The organism is Bacillus sp. JK74, assembly GCF_053663395.1.
Window position 1 is genome coordinate 532,377 of sequence record NZ_JBSJQB010000002.1, and the last position, 21,588, is coordinate 553,964.

The 21,588-nt window shown below is 43.5% G+C and carries 6 protein-coding genes; 2 read left to right on the forward strand and 4 right to left on the reverse strand.

The window, feature by feature from the left end:
• Positions 1–33: 33 nt before the first annotated feature.
• The 4 genes from ACWJJ5_RS07055 to ACWJJ5_RS07070 all read right to left on the reverse strand — a co-directional run bounded on the left by ACWJJ5_RS07055 (position 34) and on the right by ACWJJ5_RS07070 (position 20,468).
• Complete coding sequence (locus ACWJJ5_RS07055; RefSeq protein ID WP_454022304.1) at positions 34–4,800, reverse strand: SDR family NAD(P)-dependent oxidoreductase; 4,767 nt, start codon at positions 4,798–4,800, stop codon at positions 34–36.
• Positions 4,800–17,054, reverse strand: a complete 12,255-nt coding sequence (locus ACWJJ5_RS07060; protein ID WP_454022305.1) for an SDR family NAD(P)-dependent oxidoreductase — start codon at positions 17,052–17,054, stop codon at positions 4,800–4,802. The genes ACWJJ5_RS07055 and ACWJJ5_RS07060 overlap by 1 nt, the downstream gene beginning before the upstream one ends.
• A 21-nt stretch (positions 17,055–17,075) precedes the next feature.
• Positions 17,076–19,382, reverse strand: a complete 2,307-nt coding sequence (gene fabD / locus ACWJJ5_RS07065; RefSeq protein WP_077722155.1) for an ACP S-malonyltransferase — start codon at positions 19,380–19,382, stop codon at positions 17,076–17,078.
• A gap of 447 nt (positions 19,383–19,829) precedes the next feature.
• Complete coding sequence (locus tag ACWJJ5_RS07070) at positions 19,830–20,468, reverse strand: YkyA family protein (protein ID WP_077723151.1); 639 nt, start codon at positions 20,466–20,468, stop codon at positions 19,830–19,832.
• A 246-nt stretch (positions 20,469–20,714) separates the two neighbouring features.
• Between ACWJJ5_RS07070 and ACWJJ5_RS07075 the strand changes: the two genes are divergently transcribed.
• Entirely contained in the window at positions 20,715–20,888 is a 174-nt protein-coding gene (locus tag ACWJJ5_RS07075) for a YjcZ family sporulation protein (RefSeq protein ID WP_003154542.1), read from the forward strand.
• Between the two features lie 112 nt (positions 20,889–21,000).
• Complete coding sequence (def, locus tag ACWJJ5_RS07080; RefSeq protein WP_071391889.1) at positions 21,001–21,555, forward strand: peptide deformylase; 555 nt, start codon at positions 21,001–21,003, stop codon at positions 21,553–21,555.
• The last annotated feature ends 33 nt before the right edge of the window (positions 21,556–21,588 follow it).

Here is a 21,588-nt window from a genome sequence, read left to right on the forward strand (position 1 = left end):
CCTTTACAAATGGCACTTCCGCAAAATGATAAACTAATCCTGCATGCGCTCCAGCACATAATCAGCTTCCTCCGCAGTCAGTTCGCCCGCTTTTAATTGTCTGAGAAGCTCTTTTACTCTCTCGTTCTTTCCATTGGAATCCGCTGTTGCACGAGTCTGTGCCTCCGCGGAAAACGTTTCTTTTTTACGAATGGTTACATCCTTCAAACCTGCAAGTCTTTCTCCTTGTTCATTAAGCAGCTGAATATCGTAAATAAGCTCGGATTGACCTTTTTGGCCTGTTTTACGCGCATAAGCCCAGCATTCTGCTGAAACTTTTTTCCGAATCGTAATCTCTCCTATTGAAAAAGGAACATAAACAGATGCCTCTTCTCTTCCGTCCGTAATCCCGAACAAAGATTGCAGAGCCCCATCAATTAAAGACGGATGCAATGTATAATTTTCAAGAGCATATGCGGCTTCTTTTGGCAGCAATAAGTGTGCAACCGCTTCTGTTTTTCCGCCCCATAAACGTTGAATCGGCTGAAAAGCGCGCCCATACAGGAACCCGTTTTCCTGAAAATACTTGTAACATTCATCTTGTTCACGGACAAAAGCACTTCTGTTTATCATCTCTTGTCTGTCGATATTCTCTATATCACCGTAATGATGATCATAATCTAATTCCCCCGTCACAAATCCAGTCCTTACAGCAGCATCCTCGTCAGATGACATATTAAATAATATTTTGCCGTCTTTTACGGAAATGTGAGTGTAAATGGTCAGGCTCTCTTGCAAAAGCATGGCCGGTCTTGCAAATATCACGTTTTTTAAACGAGAGACCTCTTTCTTTCGATATGACCGCGTTCCTGCTGCGCATGCCATTTCTAGAAAAGCAGCGGCCGGGAGAATGCTCTTGTTTTTTACGATGTGGTCTTTTAACCAAATCTCTTTTTCTCTTAATGTCGTTTTAAAAAACTGCTGTTCCAGAGTAGATTCATTCGAATCCAGAAGCGGGTGCAGTGAAGACTGCCGCGGCAATATTTCCGGAAATATTGCACTTTGATTTCGAGGCACCCAGTAAGACTCCTCAGCAAATGGATATAAAGGAAGCTTGACCTTTTGCGGGGTATACTCTTCATATAACTCTCTCCATTGAATATCAGCCCCGAAAGACCATAATTTTGCTAGAAGATTCAAGTCCTTTGTCTCCATCATCACCTCGAGGAATTTATCTTTCATCTTTTGATCATGAAAGATAAAGACTTTATCAAAATCTTTCGTAACATTGCCTTTGTATACGCCCTCTCCAATTGTTCCTTCAGTACAGAAAGTTCTCAGCTTCTGCTTAAGTTCCGGCAAATCGGAAGCTACAACAGCAAGTCTGTCTTCCATCGGCTCCCTGCATGTCTGCAATGTAAAAGCGATATCAGCTGCCGAGACCTTTGTCTCCCGCTCTGTGAATTGCAGAAGGCGCCGGGCGTATTCTTTCAGTCTGTCTTCATTTTTGGCAGAGAGAACTGCGGCAAACGGCCCGCTTATTGTTTGTGTGTCCGTATGGTTTTGATATTCCTCCACAATGACATGGGCATTTGCTCCTCCCGCTCCGAACGAACTGATTGCTGCTCTCCTGTTAGAGGCGCCTGATTCTTTCCGCCACTCTTCTTCTTTCTGCTGAACGTAAAAAGGCGTCTTTTCAAATCGGATATTTTGGTTCAGCTGTTCCGAGTGAATGGATGGCGCCAATTTCTGGTGCTTAAATTGCAAAAGAACTTTTGTAAGGGCTGCTATACCTGCGGCAGACTCCAAATGTCCGATATTAGACTTCACTGAACCTATGGCACAAAATTGTTTATCATCCGTAAATTTCTCAAAAGCTTTTGTCAATCCTGCGATCTCAATCGGATCTCCGAGCGAGGTACCCGTTCCGTGTGCTTCCAAGTAGCTGACGGATCGCGGACTGATGCCCGATTTCTTGAAATTTTCAGCAATCAGCTCAGCTTGTGCATTCGGATTCGGAACCGTAAACCCATTGGTTTTTCCGCCATGATTTACAGATGTTCCTTTAATCACTCCGTATATATGATCCTGATCAGCAATTGCTTTTTCCAGAGGTTTCAGCAGGACGGCTCCCGAACCTTCTCCCGGGACATAGCCGTCTCCGCCCTCTCCGAAACTTCTGCACAATCCTTCGGTGGAAACAAAATTACCTTGACTCAGCCAAAGGTATTTGCTGGGGTGTATGGACACATTAACGCCGCCCGCAAGCGCAATTTCACTTTCCCCTCTTTTAATGCTCTCACATGCCAAGTGAATGGCCGTCAGCGATGATGAACACATCGTATCCAGTGCAATGCTCGGGCCGGAGAGATTAAAAAAGTATGAAACCCTGTTGGCAATAGATGAAAAGAAGGAACTGAGCGCAATCGGATTGCCCCGCGCAGTTTCTTCTGCGCCGAATAATTGATATTGTCCGTACATGGCTCCGACAAACACACCGGCTTTCATACCGTTAAGCTTCTCTTTTGTATATCCTGAATCTTCAAACGTATGCCAGGAGGTTTCGAGAAAAATTCGCTCCTGAGGGTCCATCAGCTCAGCTTCTTTATGAGAAATGTGGAAAAACAGCGGATCGAATTGATCAACACCGCTGATAAAACCGCCCCACTTACTGTTGATTTTCCCCTTCTCCATTCTGTCGGGACTGTAAATTGATCTGAAATCCCAACGTTCCTCGGGGATTTCAATAATACAGTTTTTCCCTCCGGCAATGTTTTCCCAGAACTCCTCAAGAGTATCGGAATTCGGATATCTTCCGCTCACACCGATAATGGCAATATCCTCACCCGGCTGAACCATGCTCGGTGCAGGTGTATCCTTCTGCTGCCGGTGCTGTTTTTTACTCGGATTTTCTCTTTTCTTCTGCACTCTTGTTACCGGAGCTGCCCCTGCGGCCTTAAGGACTTTTTCTTTAAAAGATGTTAGGAAGAAGTTTGAAAGCTCTTCAATGTTCTGATATTCAAAAAAGATTGTTTTCGGAAGATCCCCGAAAGTATCTTCAAGCTTTGAAATAAGTGACATGATCATAAGTGAGTTGATTCCGAACTTCTCAAAAGAGTCTTTCGCATTTATTTTATGAGCTTGGATTTTCAAGACACCGCTGATGATCTTGATTAAATAGTCATTGACTTTTTCTTTCGCAGCATATTCCTCTTCTTCATCGTATTCCGCCGTGAGTGTATCTTGATCTGCTGCAGCTGTATTTCTTTGAATCGAAAGCGCTTTTATCATTTTATTCCGCTCACCTTCTGCAGGCATTAAGCTGGTAAATGAAGACCCCAGCATTTTCAGAAACGCTTCCAGAACAGAGGAAGTTCGCATCGGAGTCATTCCGTATTTTTCTTTTATTTGAATGATTCCATTGCTGTCGAGACTCATTCCGCCATCTTTCAATAACGGCCAATTGATTGATAGTGTTTTTCCGTTTCGAGAGAGCTGGGATCGAAGCATTGCAAAACTGTCCATAAAATGATTTGCGTACGCATAGTCACTTTGGCCGGCATTTCCGTAAGCGGAAAAAGAAGAAAAGAGAACAAAAAAATCAAGATCTTCGTCTTTTGTCAGCTCATCCAGCCAGATTGTCCCGTAAACTTTCGGTTTCAGTACGTCCGTAAAATCACTGAGACTTTTATTTACAAGAAATGAGTCACGAAGGATGCCGGCAGCATGGATGATCCCGTTTATGCTGCCGTACCGCTGTTTAACGCCGAAAATGAATCGCTCTGCCTCTGTTCGATCTGTTATGTCCGTCCGCTGATATTCAACAATAGAGCCGCTCTCATTAAGCTTACTGATCCGTTCTTTTTGATCAGCTGTTAAAAAAGAACGGCCTGTAAGTATAATCACGGCTTGGTTTTCATTAGCGATGTGTTCCGCAAACAGCAGCCCGAGTTTTCCGGCTCCTCCGGTAATGATATATATGCCGCCTTTTTGATACGTTACAGATCCGTGATCGTGTTCCGGAATATCAATAGGCTGCAGCCCTTTCACATAACGGGTATATGAGTCTATTAAAACCTCACATTCATCCGTTTGAAAGCGCTGCATTTCACTGATTGCAGCATCCCACATCTCGGAAACCGGAGGATTTATGTCAGAATCCACGTGGCGTATCTGTATGGTTTTCGCTTTAAGCTTGGAGCTTTCCATGTTTACCGTCTTCATGTACCCTCCGACAGCTTCATGAAACGGCTGATTCAGACCGCTTGTCCAATAAATATGCAATAACGTAACAGGTTCGTTTCTTCGCATTAAAGCTTTTGATAATAAAAAGAGCGAGTTTATCCCTCTGCGAAGAGTTTCATTAACGGATTCTTCAGTGATTTCTCTGATTTCTCCGTTCCATAAATAAAGCACGACATCAGGTGTAAATCCGTTTTCAGCCAAATCAGACAGCAGCATTTCGACATGATGTTCATCAGAAGGATTGATTGTGCATCTATTCCGTTCAATTCTGTAATCAGAATCGGGCGTTACGAGAATGACACGGTTATGTTCTCCATTCATCATCTCGGCATGCTGAAAGAGACGGTTATCCTGATCAAAAATCAGCATATTCCCCGGTGCCTGCTGATTCGGCATATCAATGTGATTTGTCCTGACCCAATCGGTCTTAAAAAAAATGGTTGGGGACGGAGCTTGTGATCCCGGCTCCGCCTTTTTTTCCATTTGTTGTTTTCTGTAAGTACGAATTAGCTCCAGTCCTGCATCAGGAGACATTTGCTGTTCTTCAATTAAGGAAAGTATTTGTTTGATCTGCACTATTTTCCCTCCAGCAGCTGATAAACTTGGTCAGCAGAAAGTTCACCGTTTTTCAATTGTTCCAATAAGAAGAGAATTTCCTGGTCTTCATTTTTATGACCTGCGGTTAATTCTCCCCCGGTCACTTTTCTGACAGAGAAGTCTTTCATGCTCACGGCTATTTCGCCGCTCTCGTTAATAAAATCAATGTTATACGTATAAAAACCGGTTTCTCTCACCGAAACATGGCATCGGGCAGTAAGCGCCCTCTTAATGTGAAGCTCTCTAAGTGAATAAGGAACAAATAAGCCGTCTTTCTCATTTTCTCTTAACAAAAATGCCGCCGCTTGAAAACCGCCGTCAATTAATGAAGGATGGAGTGTAAAATGTGAAAACCCGTTCGCTAAATGATCCGGAAGCTCCAATTCTGCCATTAACTCCACATCACCGCGATATACGGCTTTCAACGTTTGAAAACCGCTCTGATATGTCAGGCCCATACGACTGAAGCGGTGATAACACTCTTTCCGGCTTATGACCGTTTTACTGCTGCGTATGAACTTATCAATATCGACATACTCAGGATTGCTGTTTATGTCTCCGAATACTGTTTCACATTGTGTGCAGATTTGCTGCACGCCATCCGGGCCCTCTTTACATATCGTTACGTTCAACTTATCTTGTTTCATTTCCAAGCCGGTATAAATGTGCAGCGTTTTTCCTTTATATAATATAGGTCTGTTCCACATCACGTCTTTTATTTTATATACTTTACTTTCTCCGCTTATTTCCGCACAAACAAGAGCCATTTCAAGCGAAGCGGCTCCCGGCAACACATAGTCTCCTGAAACAAGGTGATCAGTGACGAAAAATTCAGTTCCGGAAATAACAGTTTTAAATGCTTGTTTCTTTAATGTTGAGACATTCTCGCTGATTAATGGGTGAAGACTTTTGCTATTAACCTCGCTTTTGTTCTTTTTCGGAGTAAACCAATAACTCTCTTTTGCAAACGGATAAGACGGCAGCGGCACTCTATTCAATTTCTTATTGCCGATTGTCTTCCATTCAAACTCGGCTCCATTGGCCCAACATTGCGCGAGAAGCTCCTCTTTTCCGCTTTGAAGAGCCTCCTGAATCATATATTCAGAGACAGCTGCGCGCTCTACAGTGTTTTCGCTTATAAATACGCCATTTTGCACCTTGCTTTTATCAAGAAAGCTGACGTATTTATCTCTCAGCTCAGTCAGACTCACTGCACATACGGCAATTCTCTCGTTCATTGCTTCCCGGCCGTTTTGCAATGTAAATTCCATGTCACTGGCATTAACGGTCATGTCACCGGCAATCACGCGATCCAAGTACTGAACCATAAGCCGGATATACTCAAGTAATTGATCTTTGGTTTTCGCAGATAAAACAAAAATGTGTGTTTTACCGTTGTTTTCCGGCACTTCTTTTTGAGGTTTCCTATATTCCTCTAAAACAATATGCGCGTTCACACCGCCGAATCCGAATGAGCTGATACCTGCTCTCCTCGGCAGATCGTTGTTCTCTTCATCTTTTATCGGATTCCACTTTTGAGCGGTTTCTGTGATATAAAATGGCGTATTTTCCAGTTTGATGTATGGATTGAGTTCTAAAAAATGGGCGAGTCCCGGAAGTTTGCGATATTTAAAAGCCAGTAATACTTTCAGCACTCCGGCTATTCCGGCAGCGGTTTCGAGATGGCCGATGTTTGTTTTCACAGACCCGATTCCGCAGCTTTTCTGTTTCTCAAAAGGAATGTCCCATTCTTGATATAACGTTTTAAATGCCTTTATGATGCTGTTTACTTCAATCGGATCGCCAAGACTTGTCCCTGTGCCATGCGCTTCTATATATCCCGCAGTGGCGGGACTGACCCCCGCCTTCCGCCAAGCTTCGGTTAATAAGTCCGCCTGTGCGTTCGGATTCGGAGCTGTCAAAGAATTGGCGCGGCCGCCGTGATTTACAGCTGACCCTTTAATCAAACCATAAATATGATCACCGTCTGCCTGTGCTTTGCTGAGCGGCTTAAGCAATACTGCAGCCGCCCCTTCACTCCTTACATAGCCGTCAGCGCTTTTATCAAACGTTTTGCACTTTCCGTCTTTGGAAAGCATACCTGCTTTATCAAAAGCTATAAACAGAGTAGGGCTTGTCATAATATGCACTCCGCCTGCAATCGCCATTTCAAAATCGCCTCTTTGAATCCCCTCAGCCGCACGATGGAGTGCAACTAACGAACTTGAACAGGCAGTATCAATCGGTTCACTCGGACCCGTCAGGTTCAGCTGGTAAGAAATACGATTAGCCAATATACAATGATTTAAACCGGTTGCGGTCTGCGCCTGAACAGAGACGCCATTTTCATTGAGACGTTCCGCATAGTCCGTTGTGGCGACCCCTGCAAACACCGCAGTTTTCGTCCCTGCCAAATCAGACGGCTTATAGCCCGCATCTTCTATTGTTTTCCATACAGTCTCCATAAAAATTCTTTGCTGGGGATCCATTAATTCTGCTTCGGCGGGAGAAATCCCGAAAAACAACGGATCAAAACTGTCCGCGCCTTTGATAAACCCGCCTTTTTTTATTTTTGTTCTATTGACGTCCCTGATCGGATCGCCGTCAAACTCTTTCCAGTCCCAACGGTCTTCAGGAATGTCTGTAATCATATCCCGCCCTTTTTCAATTCCTTCCCAAAAGTCTTCCAGCGTATCTGTTTGGGGGAAACGGCCGCTTATTCCCACTATTGCAACCGGCTCATTCATATGTCTTTCCTCTTGCCTGGTTTTGTTTTCAGGCTCAGGGGAATGTTCATAGGATTCGGGCGGAGGCGTGCTGTACAATGTTTTTTCGTCTGCTGCAGAAAAAGGTTCTGTCTCAGCAAAAAGGATTTCTCCGTATTGCTCGATTACATAATCAGTCAGTTCATCCAGTGAATTGCATTCAAAGAAAATGGACGGCAATAATTCCGTACCATATTGTTGATTGATTTCATTTCCGAGTCTGGTAAACGTAATAGAATCAAATCCGTACTCGCCGAATGAAGTCTCTTCTTCTATTTCCTTTCTGTCAATCTTTAAAATACTTGACATCATCTTTGCGATGCCCTCAATCAGATTTTCTCTCCTGTCTTTCGCCGCAGATTCATCTGAAGAAAAAGATCCGCAGAGATGAAGCTCTTCGGAATACTCACTCTTTAAAAACTCAAGAAGTTCATTAAAATCAGTAAGACCGAAAAAATCTGACGGCATCATTGATATTCCTAATGTTTCGTTTAATTCGTTGCCCAGCATTGTAAACATAATTGAATCAAATCCGTATTCGCTTATCGGCAGTTCAAAATCAAATTCCCGTTCTTCAATTTTTAATACGCCGGTGATGATGCGCGTCAAAGTGCTTTTTAAAGATTCAGTTATTGACAGCTCTTTCGGTTCGTGATTTTCGTCGGCGATTGCCGGGTCACTTTTTCCGCTGTCAATCGTTATCATTCGTTCCAGCTTTAATTCATTACCGCTAAATACCATTATTTGATGTTCACACCCTGTCATTGCTTGATCAAATGCTGCAAGGCCTTCCCGTTTTTCCAGAGGCAGCATTCCGAAACGGTCATAAAGGAACTTCTCTGAATGAATGTCAATTTGCATACCGCCTTCTTTCCATAAAGGCCAATTAATCGAGACTGTTTTTCCAGGTTTATTTTCCGCCGCTCTCATTTCCGCAAAATAATCCATAAACCGGTTTGCATAAGCATAGTCAGTTTGTCCGGCATTCCCGATTATTGCGCTGATAGATGAAAACATAACAAAAAAGTCCAGAGGTTCTCTGTCTGTATACCGGTCAAGCCATATCGTTCCGTAAACCTTGCTGGCCAAGACTGAATCGAGATCCTCTTCACGCTTATTGATGAGTAATGAATCTTTTATCACTCCGGCGCTGTGAATAACTCCTTTAACAGGACCTAATTTGTTTTTGACGAGTTTTATCAGGTTGTTGACATTTTCCTTATCAGAAATATCGGTTCTTACATAAAAAACCTCTGATCCGTTTTTTTCGAGCTCTTTTACATTGCTTACGGCTTCCTCAGAAAGCTCTGACCTGCCGATAAGCACAAGTTTTATTCTCCCTTTTCGCACAAGATGTCTGGCAAAAATCAGGCCCAGGCCGCCTGTTCCTCCTGTAATAAGGTAAACTCCCCCTTCTTTTACTTCCATCTTTTTGGAGGGCTCTGCCCTTTCAATTTCTGCAGAGTGTTTCACCTGCCTGATTCCATCTCTGTATCTGATCTCTGAAGCATCATCGCTGATGACTGTTTCTTTCACAAGGTTTTTTAATTCAGGCAGACCGGTGTTCAGCTGTAACTGAATATCGTCGCTGTGTATTTCAATATTTTTACCGGACAACATAGGATGTTCTAAATGAAGCGACCTAAAAAAGCCGCTCATTGCCATTTGATAAGGTAAGATTTGATTGTTCCTTGTGAAAAATACATGTGATATCAGGATTTTATGCCTTGGGATGGTGGCTAACAGAGCTTTCGTTACATTGAAAACCGGCAAAACAGCCTCTTCCAGCTTTTCATGAATGTTATGCTCAATTCCCGTTTCAGGGCTCATCCCGATTAAAATGACGCGGTCAATTGTCACTTGTCTTTCTTTAAGAATCGCCAGCAATTTCTTATAGCCTTCAAGTTTGACGCTGTTCAATTCAAAGGAATCAGCTTCTTTTTCTTGAAAACTGCCGCCATGGCGGACAAAGATCATGTTCAGGCCGATATCTTTATATGCCTTGCGGATCAGCGGTTCTGATATATCCCGACGGAGTGAAATCACAAGGCAGCTGTTTAAACCGCTGGCTTCAGGCTGATGAAGCATAGGGGCCCGCTTCCACATATCAGTGTAATACTTAGCTGAATGCCGCTCATTTTGAGTCTGCGGTGTAACCCTTAATGCCTTCAACGCTAAGTTTTTTATTTTAAGACTTACAGATCCGTTTTCATCCATAAATAGTATATGAAACCTTTTGACATCATCATGTTGTCTTTCATCTGCAGCAGTAATGTAAGCATAGCCGTTTGCCGAAGGTGGTTGAAGAATTTCCAGCTCACCTAATTCAAAAGGCAAATATGCGGTGTGATCGTCTTCCTGAGTGGACGTAAACCCGATTGTGGATTGAAAAATGCCATCCAATAAACACGGTTCCAGCAGCGCGCCGGATTTTTTATGAATGCTCTCAGGAAGTGATATTCGTGCAAGAACAGCGTTTTCATGGATAAACAGCTGTTTTATTACCTGAAAGCCGGCTCCATAGTCCAAACCGCTCTTCCGGAAGTTCCTATAACACTCAGCGCCGCTGATTAATCTTTTCTGTCCGGTTAACCAGCTGTCCAATTTAAAATGCTCTGTATGAGTGGCATCTTTATCTCCGCATGTGATAATGTTTCCTTGGCAATGAACTGCCGCTTCAGGCTGCATATCGGTTTTCACCACAAATCTGCCGTCTTTTTGATTCGGCAGCAGATCTATCATTATCGTCTTTTCTTTTTCAACGGTTATCGGAACCGCCCATACAACCTGACTCAGTTTTATGACTGATTTTCCGTACAGCCTCTCTCCCGCTTCTCTGGCCGCTTCGATGATTGCCGCTCCGGGCAGAACCGTTTTCCCATGCACAACATGGTCTTTTAAATAATATTCAGAATCTGAAAGCGTTTTATAAAATCGGCACTCACCTGCAGAAAAATCAAATAAAGGAGCTGTACCGGCTGCTGATGTTGTTTGCGCCTTATTTGACACCCACAGTCTGTTTTTTAAGAAAGGGTAAGTCGGCAGCGCAATTTTTGCCGGTTTTCTGCCGGTGCGGAAATCTTCCCAGCTTAAATTCCCTCCCGATACCCAGAATTCAGCCATTTCGGCTAATGTGGTTCTGCCGGATTTGAGCGGAAGATCTGATTGCCGCTGTCCGCGTTTATGATTCGGTTTTTTCCCTCTGAATATTTCGTGATCGTCAATTCCATTATAAAAGTGATTCAATTTCAATATCAGATCATCGATATTATTTGAAATGACAGCAAGCCTTTCCGGCATGGCTTCACGCCCTTCAAGAAGGGTATACGCAATATCAGAAAGGTGAAGCGGCTTATTTGTTCCCGCCGGCTGTAAACACTCGCCCTGCTTATGACGAGCCTTTTGAAGATATTCCTCCAGCTGTTTTGCTGATTCCCGTAAACTCAGTGAATGCTTGGCTGAGAGTACGATAAGTTCCTCACTTTCCTCATAATCCGTTTGACAGTCAGCAGCAGACTCATACTCTTCCACAAGGATGTGTGCATTTGCCCCGCCCGCTCCGAAAGAACTTAATCCCGCACGCCGCGGATATTTGCTGTCAGAATGTTTTTCATTCACGGGTTTTATCCAGTCGGCGGTTTCCTGCTGGAGACAAAAAGGTGTCTCTTCCAGATAAAGATCCGGATGCACCCGTTCAGCATGCAGTGTTGCGGCTACTTTTTTATACTTCATTTGTAAAATAATCTTTGTCAGGCCGGCAATTCCCGCGGCCGCTTCGAGATGACCGATGTTAGATTTAATCGATCCGAGAGAACAATATGAAACATCTTCGGTATAAGCTCTGAACGCCTTGGTCAGACCTCGGACTTCAATCGGGTCACCCAGCGGCGTTCCCGTGCCATGGGCTTCAATAAAGCTGACACTTCTGGCGCTCCAACCGGCCGCTTTAAGAGCTCCTTGGATTAAATCCGCCTGTGCGGCAGGATTAGGCACCGTATAGCCATTCGTCTTTCCGCCATGATTAATTGCCGTTCCTTTTATGACGGCGTACACAGTATCATTATCACGTACGGCATCTTTAAGCGGTTTAAGAATAACGGCCCCGACACCTTCCCCGGGCACGAAACCGTCGCCGCCTTCTCCAAAACTTCTGCATTTTCCCGATTTTGAAAGCATTCCCATCTGACACCGGTATAAATAGTCAGAAGGATGAAGATACAAATTTACTCCTCCCGCAACCGCAACCGAGCACTCACCTTTTTTTAAACTTTGGCAAGCCATGTGAATTGCCGTTAAGGATGAAGAGCAAGCCGTATCTACAGGGATACTGGGACCCGTAAAATCAAATGTGTAAGACACTCTGTTCGCGAGAGACCATGGGAACGAATTTGGAAGTACATCGTTTTTGTCCGTCGGTATTCTTTCGCCGAGCAGCTTGTAAGAATTGGTTGTAACTCCCGCAAATACACCGACATGTTTTTCGGTCTGCTTTCTCAACCCGTCAATGGTATATCCCGAATCTTCAAATGCTTTCCATACGGTTTCGAGAAATATTCGTTCCTGAGGATCCATCGCTTCTGCTTCTCTCGGCGATATTTGGAAAAACAAAGAATCAAATGATTCAGCATTCTTTAAAAATCCGCCCCATTTGCAATAAATTTTCCCCTCATGCGCTTTAGCGGGGTCTGGATCATAGTAGGTCTCATAATTCCATCGTTCTTTCGGAATTTCTGTGATTGCGGTTCTCTCTTTTGATAGAAGATCCCACAATTCTTCGATATTTTCAGCCCCGGGATAACGGCCGCTGATACCGATTACCGCTATCCCGTCAAGATGTTCTTTTTCCTCCGCCGCAGGTGCAGTGATGTTTTGTTCCGGCCTGGCGGGGGTAATGCTCTGAATCTGTTTTCCTTTTTCCTCCCGTGAAAATAAACGTCCCAGCCGATCCGGGTATTCCTTTACAAGATGATCTGCTAAATCTCTGATTGTATGAAATTCAAATAAAAGCGTTTTCGAAATTGCTCCCAGTGACTGCTCCAGCTTTGTGTTGCATTGATGAATCATAACCGAATCCATTCCATATTCAGCCAGATGCACATCTTGATCGATCTCTTCCCGTTCTGCACCGACCTCAGAGGAGATGATATTGGTTAAAAACAAAACTGTCTGATCCAAAATATCGCCTTGAGCCAAAGGAACGGCACTGCCTGTCTCTGTTTCGTCCGTCAAAAATCTCTGCTGCATAAATTGTTCAAAGCGTTCGTGATCACCGCAAACTGCAATATTATGCAGCTGACCCGAAGTTACAATCCGCGAAAACCATTGCGTTCCGTCTTCAGCAGGAAGTTCTTCGAGCCCTGAACCATGAAAAAGAGACGTCCGCCCTTGACCTGACAGGTTCGCCCCCATTCCGATGTCTTGCCATAAAGGCCAATTGATTGTCAGGGTGCGGCCGCTGCGCAGAGAATTTTGCCGTTTCTGTTCCCGATATTCGGCGAAATGATCTAAAAAGCCGTTTGCATATGCATAATCACACTGTCCTTCGTTCCCTGCAATAGAGACGACTGAAGAAAAAACGGCGAAAAAATCCAATTCGAGCGACTTCGTTGCATGATCAAGATTCAATGCGCCATGAACTTTCGGAGCAATCACCTCTGAAAGTTCCTGCTTTGTTTTTCGAAAAAGCAGCGAGTCTCTGATAACTCCTGCACAATGAATGACGCCATGAAGACCTGCATGCTGATCGGTAATATCGTCAATCATTTTTTTTACCGCTTCTTTATCGGATATATTCGCCTGTATATAATAAACCTTCGCTTTAAAGCTGTTCAGGTATTCTAAATGTTTCTGCTTATCTCCGTTTAAAACAGATCGCCCCGATAGGATAATGGTGGATCTTTCAGTTTTCGCGCAATATTCAGCGATTTTACTGCCAATCCCCCCAAATCCCCCTGTAATTAAATATACTTTATCTTTTTCAGGGTATTGAATGGTCTTTCTGTTTGTTTCTCTCTGCTTCTCTAACATCCGTGCATATCTTACGCAGCCTCTGTAAGTGATATGAATATGCCGATCAGGCGCTGTGTTTATTTCTTTATAAAGAATGTCAGCCTTCTCTGAACATGAAACGAATGCAGAATCATGTTCAAAGCAAACCGTCTTACAATGCAGCTGCGGGTACTCTTGTTTTACCGATTTTAAAAAACCGTTCACACCTTCAAAATACGGCAATTTTTCTTTTTGATCTGCGCTGAATGTATAAATGAACGTTACTTTGTTTATAAGGTTCTCGCTGATTAAAGCCTTAGTCAGATAAAACACGGAATAAATTCCTGATTCGAGTGTTTCTTCCAGTTCAGGCTGTTTTTCAGACCAAGTATGCAAAATTGCATCGGGCGCTGCGCCTTTTTCCTTTAACAGACGAATGACACCTTGATAATCTTCGGGACACTGCCTGTTGATGGTGAAAACACTGTCGCTTATCTGCTCTAAACGGTCACCGGGCATAATAAGATATGCGGACGTATTCTCTCTTTTTTTCAGCTCTTCAAAATAGTCTTTATTCCCGGAGAACAACAAAATAGTACAGGCTTGTCCGCTGCCCGCTTCATTCTCAAGTTCGGTTTCTTTCCATACCGGCGTATAAAGTGCCTGATTCTTCTTTTCTGAAAAAGCCGCGTCTGATTTTACCGGCTGAGGGTTTAAAGAAAATTGAGAGCGCTCAAACGGATAAGGCGGAAGCGGGGCTTTTCTTTTATGATAATCACCTAGTTTCGCCCATTCAATCTCTTCTCCTGAAAGCCACATTTGCATAAATGAATGATAAAGAGCCTCATCGGCTGGTTTGTCCGCTTCAAAAGCAGCCGCTTTGTTTAGTTTTGCTGATGAAGGGAGCGATCCGAATTGAAAAACTGAAAAATCAGAGATATTCACATCCGGCTCCGTTCCCTTTTCTTCCGTGTGAAGCGGCATATGGTCAGCTATCTCCTGAGACACGGCATCCATTTGATTGTATTCTGTCATCAGCGGAAAACGAGTCTTATCATAAAAACCTGCCGGCTGCTCATTCATACAAGCAACAGCCTGTTTAATTCCGTCTTGCTTTTTCAATAACATGCTCAGAAAAAGTTCTTTAGACAAGATTCCCTCATCCAGTAAATTTAATATTTCCAGAACATAATCATTATCAAAGAATCCATCATAATCTGTTAAATCCCATCTCTTATACAGTCTTCTCATAGAGGCAAGGATAGCCATGATCGCCGCTTCCTCATCAGCCGGCAATGCGTTTCTTTTATCCGCCGTGCGATTCACAATATAAGATAAAATCTCGATTTCCTGAGTCTTTCCCGCTTTATCCCACTCTTCTAAAAACCCTTTAAACGTATATTGGTGCTCAAGAAGCAGCCGTGTTTTCCCGTACAGGCGGTCTGTAAAATCAGCCGGGAAGCTCAGACCGTTCAGCAGCATCCTTACATATTCTTCATTTAATCGAACCGGCGGGTACGTTTTTGCAGTGTACGGATTGACAAATGGAATGGTCGGCGGCTCACAGGATAAGTGCGAAGGTTTTTCAGCGCCTGTGATGACAGAAATGGCCTTTTCAATTTTGATGATATCCGCTGCTGCAAGAGCGACGTAATATCCGTCTCCGGCGCCTGTAATGAGGCTTGGCTTAAAACCGGATGCCAGGATACTTTTTATGATTTCCGTATTAATAACTAAAGAATACAAGCGGATTTTCTCAGGCGTCCATTTTCTTTTAAATGAACTGTGCAATGTTGGTATACCCTTCAGCACCGACCTTACGTTCTTTTCTAAATCAGGGAACACGCGTTTCAAAACGGCAAATTGTTTATAACTTTCCCATTTGAAGTCACCGATGGCAAGCGCCCATTCAGAATCTTGTTTCCTCCGAAAACTTAATCCCTCTTTAAGCTGATTTTTAAATTCCTCCTTGCTGCCTGCCAATAAACCAGCCCTGTAATCAAACGATGCCCTTGTTAAAAGGGTGCTGCTGATCACTTCATTTGATATTTTGCAAAATTCCTCAGAATCGTCAGAAAAGGTTCTCCAATGATGTATCATTTGTTTCATGCTTTCTTCACTTTTAGCGGAAAAAAGGAAGGGAACCCTTCCCTTTCTGTCAGATTCGTCTTTTGTATGTATAAATTCTTCGATGATGACGTGAGAGTTAACACCTCCAAAACCGAAGGAGCTGATTCCCGCCCTGAGCGGAGCCCCGTCTGCCGCCTTCCAATCACTTGAATCAAGCGCCGGCCTAAACGGTGTTTTTTCAAACTGTATAATTGGATTTACCGTATGTACATTCAGGCTTTTCGGCACCCTCCGATGTTTCATCATCATTAGAACTTTTATCAATCCGGCCATTCCCGCCGCTGCTTCTGTATGACCGATATTTGTTTTCACACTTCCGATCCTGCAATATTGAGTATCCTCAGTATATTGCCGATATGCTTTTGTCAATGCTTCTATTTCTATCGGATCGCCCAGAGATGTACCTGTGCCATGTGCTTCTACATAAGAAACCGTCGCAGCATCAACAGCAGCGTTGTGTAAAGCTTCTGAGATGACCCGGCACTGCGCTTCTGCTCTGGGAGCGGTTATGGAACGGGATTTACCGCCATGATTAACAGCTGTCCCTTTTATGATCCCGTATATATGGTGACCGGCTTTTACTGCATCACCAAGGCGCTGCAGCAATACAACGCCTGCCCCTTCTCCGGGAACGTAACCGTTCGCCGCTGCGTCAAAGGTTTTACATTTGCCGTCAGGACTCAGCATTCTGGCTTTAGAAAAAGAAATATATTTTCCGGGTTGGAAATTCAAGTTTACTCCCGATGCGATCGCATAATCGCTTTCTTTTGTCCGCAATGACTTAACCGCTTCATGTAAAGCTACAAGCGACGATGCACAAGCGGCATTTACAGACATGCTTTTTCCGGTCAAACCGAATGTGTATGAAAGCCGGTTGGAGAGCATAGCTTCGAAACTTCCTAAACAGGCGTAACTGTCGATTTCCGATTCAGCATGACCTGTCTGCCGGTAGTCAGAATTCATAATACCCGCAAAAACAGAAGTGGTTTTACGCTGGAGATCCCGCAAAGAGACCCCGGAATCTTCGATGCACCGCCAAGTTTCTTCTAAAAGGATTCTTTGCTCAGGATCCATGTTTTTCGCTTCCCGGGGAGAGATATTAAAAAACTTATGGTCGAAATGGTCAGCTTTATGAATAAAACCTCCCCACTTGCTGATTGTTTTGTTCGGTATACTGATATCAGCTGAATAATAAAGATCGGGATCCCACCGTTCAATCGGCACTTCCCGGATGGAATCTTTGCCGCTATTTATGTTTTCCCAGAATTCATGATAATGATCTGCATCGGGGAATCTGCAAGCAACCCCGATTATCGCGATATCCGCACTCTGTTTATTCAAATGAACCATTGGCCTCCACCCGCCCCTTCTTTAGTGTAGAAATAACGTATCCAATCTGCGCCTTAGCAGACTTTCGGTCTCATTCATCATTTTTTCACCAATGTCATCGACATGTCTGTTTCTCCATGATTCCAAATCCGTGCCCTTTACCCAATGATTAAAAGCGCCTAAAGACGGGCCGCAATGAACTTGGAAATTCACCTTTTGTTCTTCCTGCCCTTCCAAAGCAAGCAGACATCCTCTCTGCAAATACCACTTAAATAGTAACAGCATCTTATATTTTTGATTGCGCTCAGCTTTTTGGGCCAGGTTCGGCTGTTTTTCTATTATGCTTTCGTAGATTTCATCAAAAGTCTTGTTAAAATAAACATTTTCGAGCTGAATTTTTGTCTTTTCATCTATCTCACTCAAAGACTCATATTGTTGGTAGATTTGAAATAATTTATTTGCCCTGACCGGAAACAGCGTGCCCTTTTTCAGCACCTGCACCTTTGTTCCGAACTCAAACAGAGTCTCCGAAGGCGCATAAGCAGTGTCGCATATTCCTGTCTCACTCAGCATTTCTTTAACAAAACCGCTTGTTTCGGCTTCAACTGTACATTGATTAATGGATCCCGTCATAATAAAATCAGCGCCCATTAAAAAAGCAGACGCCGCAGACTCGGGAGTTCCGATTCCTCCCGCGGCCCCGACTCTGATCTTCCTTGCGTATTTGTGTGTTTCCATCATTTCATCCCGCAGGTTAACAAAAAACGGCAGCATCGCCGTCAATGAGCCCTGTTCGGTATTACTGCCGCAATCTGCTTCAATAATGATATCGTCTGCTGCCGGAACACGGCTGAGCCACTCCGCCTGCTCTTCCGTCAGCATACCCTGCTGACACATTCTCTTTACGATACTTTGAGGAGGCGGACTCAGAAATGCGGCCGCAACTTCCGGCCGTGAAACTTTGGCAATGATCCGATTATGAGGTATGACCCTGCCGCTTTTGTCCATCTTCAACTGATGCGCTTTGTAATAAATTAATGGCGCGCTGACGGAAAGATACGAAGACGCTTCTATTACCCGTACGTCATGCTTGATATATAAATCTATCAATTCCTTTTCTCTATCTTGATGATCCGGCTCAAATCGCAGATTCATTCCGTAGGGCTGGCCACTTTTGAGTGTCTTCTTAATAGTAATAAGAGCCTGTTCAATTTCCCTTATAGTTAAACCCGCTGTGCCAAAGAACCCCAGCATTCCTTTCTTCCCGAGGCGGATCAGCATTTCAGCGGAAGAGATCCCTCTATGCATCGCACCTGCCAAATACGCGTATGTCAAACCGTAATCTTCTTTGAAAGATTGATCACCCAATTGGGACACCGGTGAAGCCGCACTGCTTTCTATATTTTCGGCCAAGAGGCCCTTCTCTTTCCCGCTTTCCGAATTGTCCTTGTTCCCTTCAGAAAACAAGAGACTGTCTTCCGGCGCACTAATATTAAGCGGTTCCTCATCTCTTTGTATGGTTTGAATTAATTTAGTCAGAATGTTTCCGGGACCGATCTCTTCAAACACAGTGACGCCTTGTCCCATTAAGTACCTGATGCTTTCAGTCCATTTCACCGAGTTTGTTATTTGTTCAATTAAATTCCGTTTGATATCTTCTTGTTTATAAGGTCTTGCCGTATAGTTAGAGATGACCGGGAAATTCAATTCAGAAAAATGAAACTCCTCGATAAATTCCGCAAATTCACGCTGTGCACTTTCCATAAAACGAGAATGAAAAGCTCCGCCGACTTGCAATACGATATAAGCTTTCGCCCCTTCTTTTTCAAAAAAAGAGGCTGCCCGCTTTATCTCTTCTGCAGCCCCTGCTATCACAATTTGTGAAGATGTATTGTAATTGGCGATATCTATTTGGCCGAATTCATACTTTTGAAGTATTTTTTTTATGTGATGCTCATCCAGTCCGATCACGGCAGCCATTCCGCCCTCGGAAGCCTCACTCATTAACTCGCCTCTTTTAGCAACCAGCCGGAGACCTGTTTCAAAATTAAAAACGCCGGCCGCAAAAAGCGCAGTATATTCACCCAGACTATGTCCTGCAACAGCATCAGGGCGTGTATGACCTTCTTTTAAACCCTTTAAATATTGCAGTGCGCTCACTGTATAAATTGCAGGTTGTGTATACTTCGTATCAGTGAGCCTCTCTTTTTCATCTGTAAGGCATAAATCCTTTATGGAGTATCCTAAAATATGATCTGCCTTTTTAATGAGCTCACTGAATTCATCGAATAAGTCTCTGCCCATTCCTTTAAACTGCGCTCCCTGTCCGGGAAAGACGTAAGCAAGCATTTGTTTTCCTCCTTGTTCCGTATTTCTGCCGTTTCTTTTCGTTCCGATTGTTATTTGATTAACATTTTTCACTTCAATTTTAAAATTGTCATTTACTTAATAAGCAATACGAAGCAAAATAAAAAAACCTTTATGCCGGATAAAGGTTTAAAAGCAAAAAGCATGTGCAAATATCATATTGCCGCAAATATAAATAGATAGAATTTTCTGATAATTAAAACCACATTTTCATTCCGTTTTTTATATATCAATATAATAAAAACATTCCAACGTGCCGAAACAACGATTGGTTTTATGTGAATATTTCCCTAAATAAATACTATACCATGATTTACATGTTGTCAATGGGAAACACACGTATATACCAATTCTTCAGCCGCCATTTTACAGGCGGCTGAACTCGGTTGTTATCAGTTCATCAGCCCATGCCGATATGCCTTCACTATACTATTCGCGGAATAATAGTTCTTTCTCTTTGTTGTAGTCTTTAGTAAATTGATTGAACTCCTCTGCTTGTTTATGCACCTTTTCGTAAACTGAGTTTACTTTGCTGATCTGCTCTTCCAGCTGCGCTAATGTGAGCTTTTTATCTTTAATCAGTTTATAAAGGTCCTTATCAAGTGAAATGGCTTTTTCGTACTTTTTGTACAAAAGATCATAAGATGCATATCTTTTCTCCATTAAAGCGACAGCATGCCCGGCTTTTTCTTTTACTTTCTTATCCTTTATTTCTTGAGAAGTTTTTTTTGCGGATTCAAATGCTTTTTTTGAATCATCAATACTGTCTTTTTCTGCTTTCAGATGTTTTTTTCGCTGATTTGCATTGCTCAGAGCCTGATCAGACAGTGTGACGATTTTCTTGTAATCATCCATATTCAGTTTAACCGCGCTGTCGTAAAGCTTGTGCTCTTTTTTCTCCAATTTTTCCAATGTTTTCTGCTCTTTTTGAAACGGTTTTTCCGCTTGAACGGCTTTTTCCATCGAGTCATGAAGCGATTCAACCGGATCTTTTCCCCCGCAGCCCGCAAGCAGCATACTTGCGGCGCCGAGCGCTCCGATTCCTGCTAATACCTTTTTTTGAATCATATTCACTTAAAATCCCCCAATCTTGACAATTTCCACTATAGAAGCCCGAACGCTTTTTGACAATAGCTGAGCTGTAATTGGCATGACCGGGTAAAAAGACGCTTACGGTGCTGTCAAAGAATACTGGCGTAAAAAATTGAGAAAACAGGGCGGATGACCATACATCTTTTTGGCTTTTACATAGTTTATAGTAGACGCCGGCCCTGCTGACAAAGGGTCAGCGTAATTAAAAGAGGAGGTTTTTTTATGTACGGATATGGATTTGGCGGCGGATTTGGCGGCGGTTGCTGCGGCGGATACGGTTATGGCGGTTACGGTTATGGCTGCGGCGGCGGATATGGCCGCACATTCGCATTAATCGTCGTATTGTTTATCTTATTAATCATCGTCGGTGCCGCTTATTTAGGCTGCGGCTGCTGACCTTATACACCATGAAAATCGGCCGGCCTGCTATGGCCGGCCAATTGTTTCGTTGCGCCGCGATAAAGAAATTCGCTATAATTTACATATTAAGCTTTAGGAGTGAAGTTTCTTGATTACTATGGAAAATATTGTACGCGACGGACATCCCGCGCTCAGAGAGATCGCTGAAGAGGTTCAGCTTCCCGCTTCTGACGAAGAAAAACAGCATCTTGCTGATATGATTGAGTTTGTGAAAAACAGCCAAAATCCTGAATTAGCCGAGAAATACAACCTTCGTCCGGGCGTCGGTCTTGCCGCTCCGCAAACAGACGTAAAAAAACGGATGATCGCCGTCCATGCAGAAGATGCGAAAGGCACTTTATACAGCTATGCTCTTTTTAACCCTAAAATCGTCAGCCACTCAGTGGAAAAAAGCTACTTGACGAGCGGAGAAGGCTGCCTGTCGGTAGACGAACCCATTCCCGGCTATGTGCCGCGCTACGCCCGCATCCGCGTGAAGGCGGTGACGCTTGAAGGAGAACAGATTGACATCCGCCTCAAAGGTTTTCCGGCCATCGTGTTTCAGCACGAAATCGATCATCTGAACGGCGTGATGTTTTACGACCATATCGATAAAGAAGATCCGTTCAAAGAACCTGAAAACGCCATTGCCATTGACCGTTAAAAAAAACCGGCACTTCCCAAAGTGCCGGTTTTC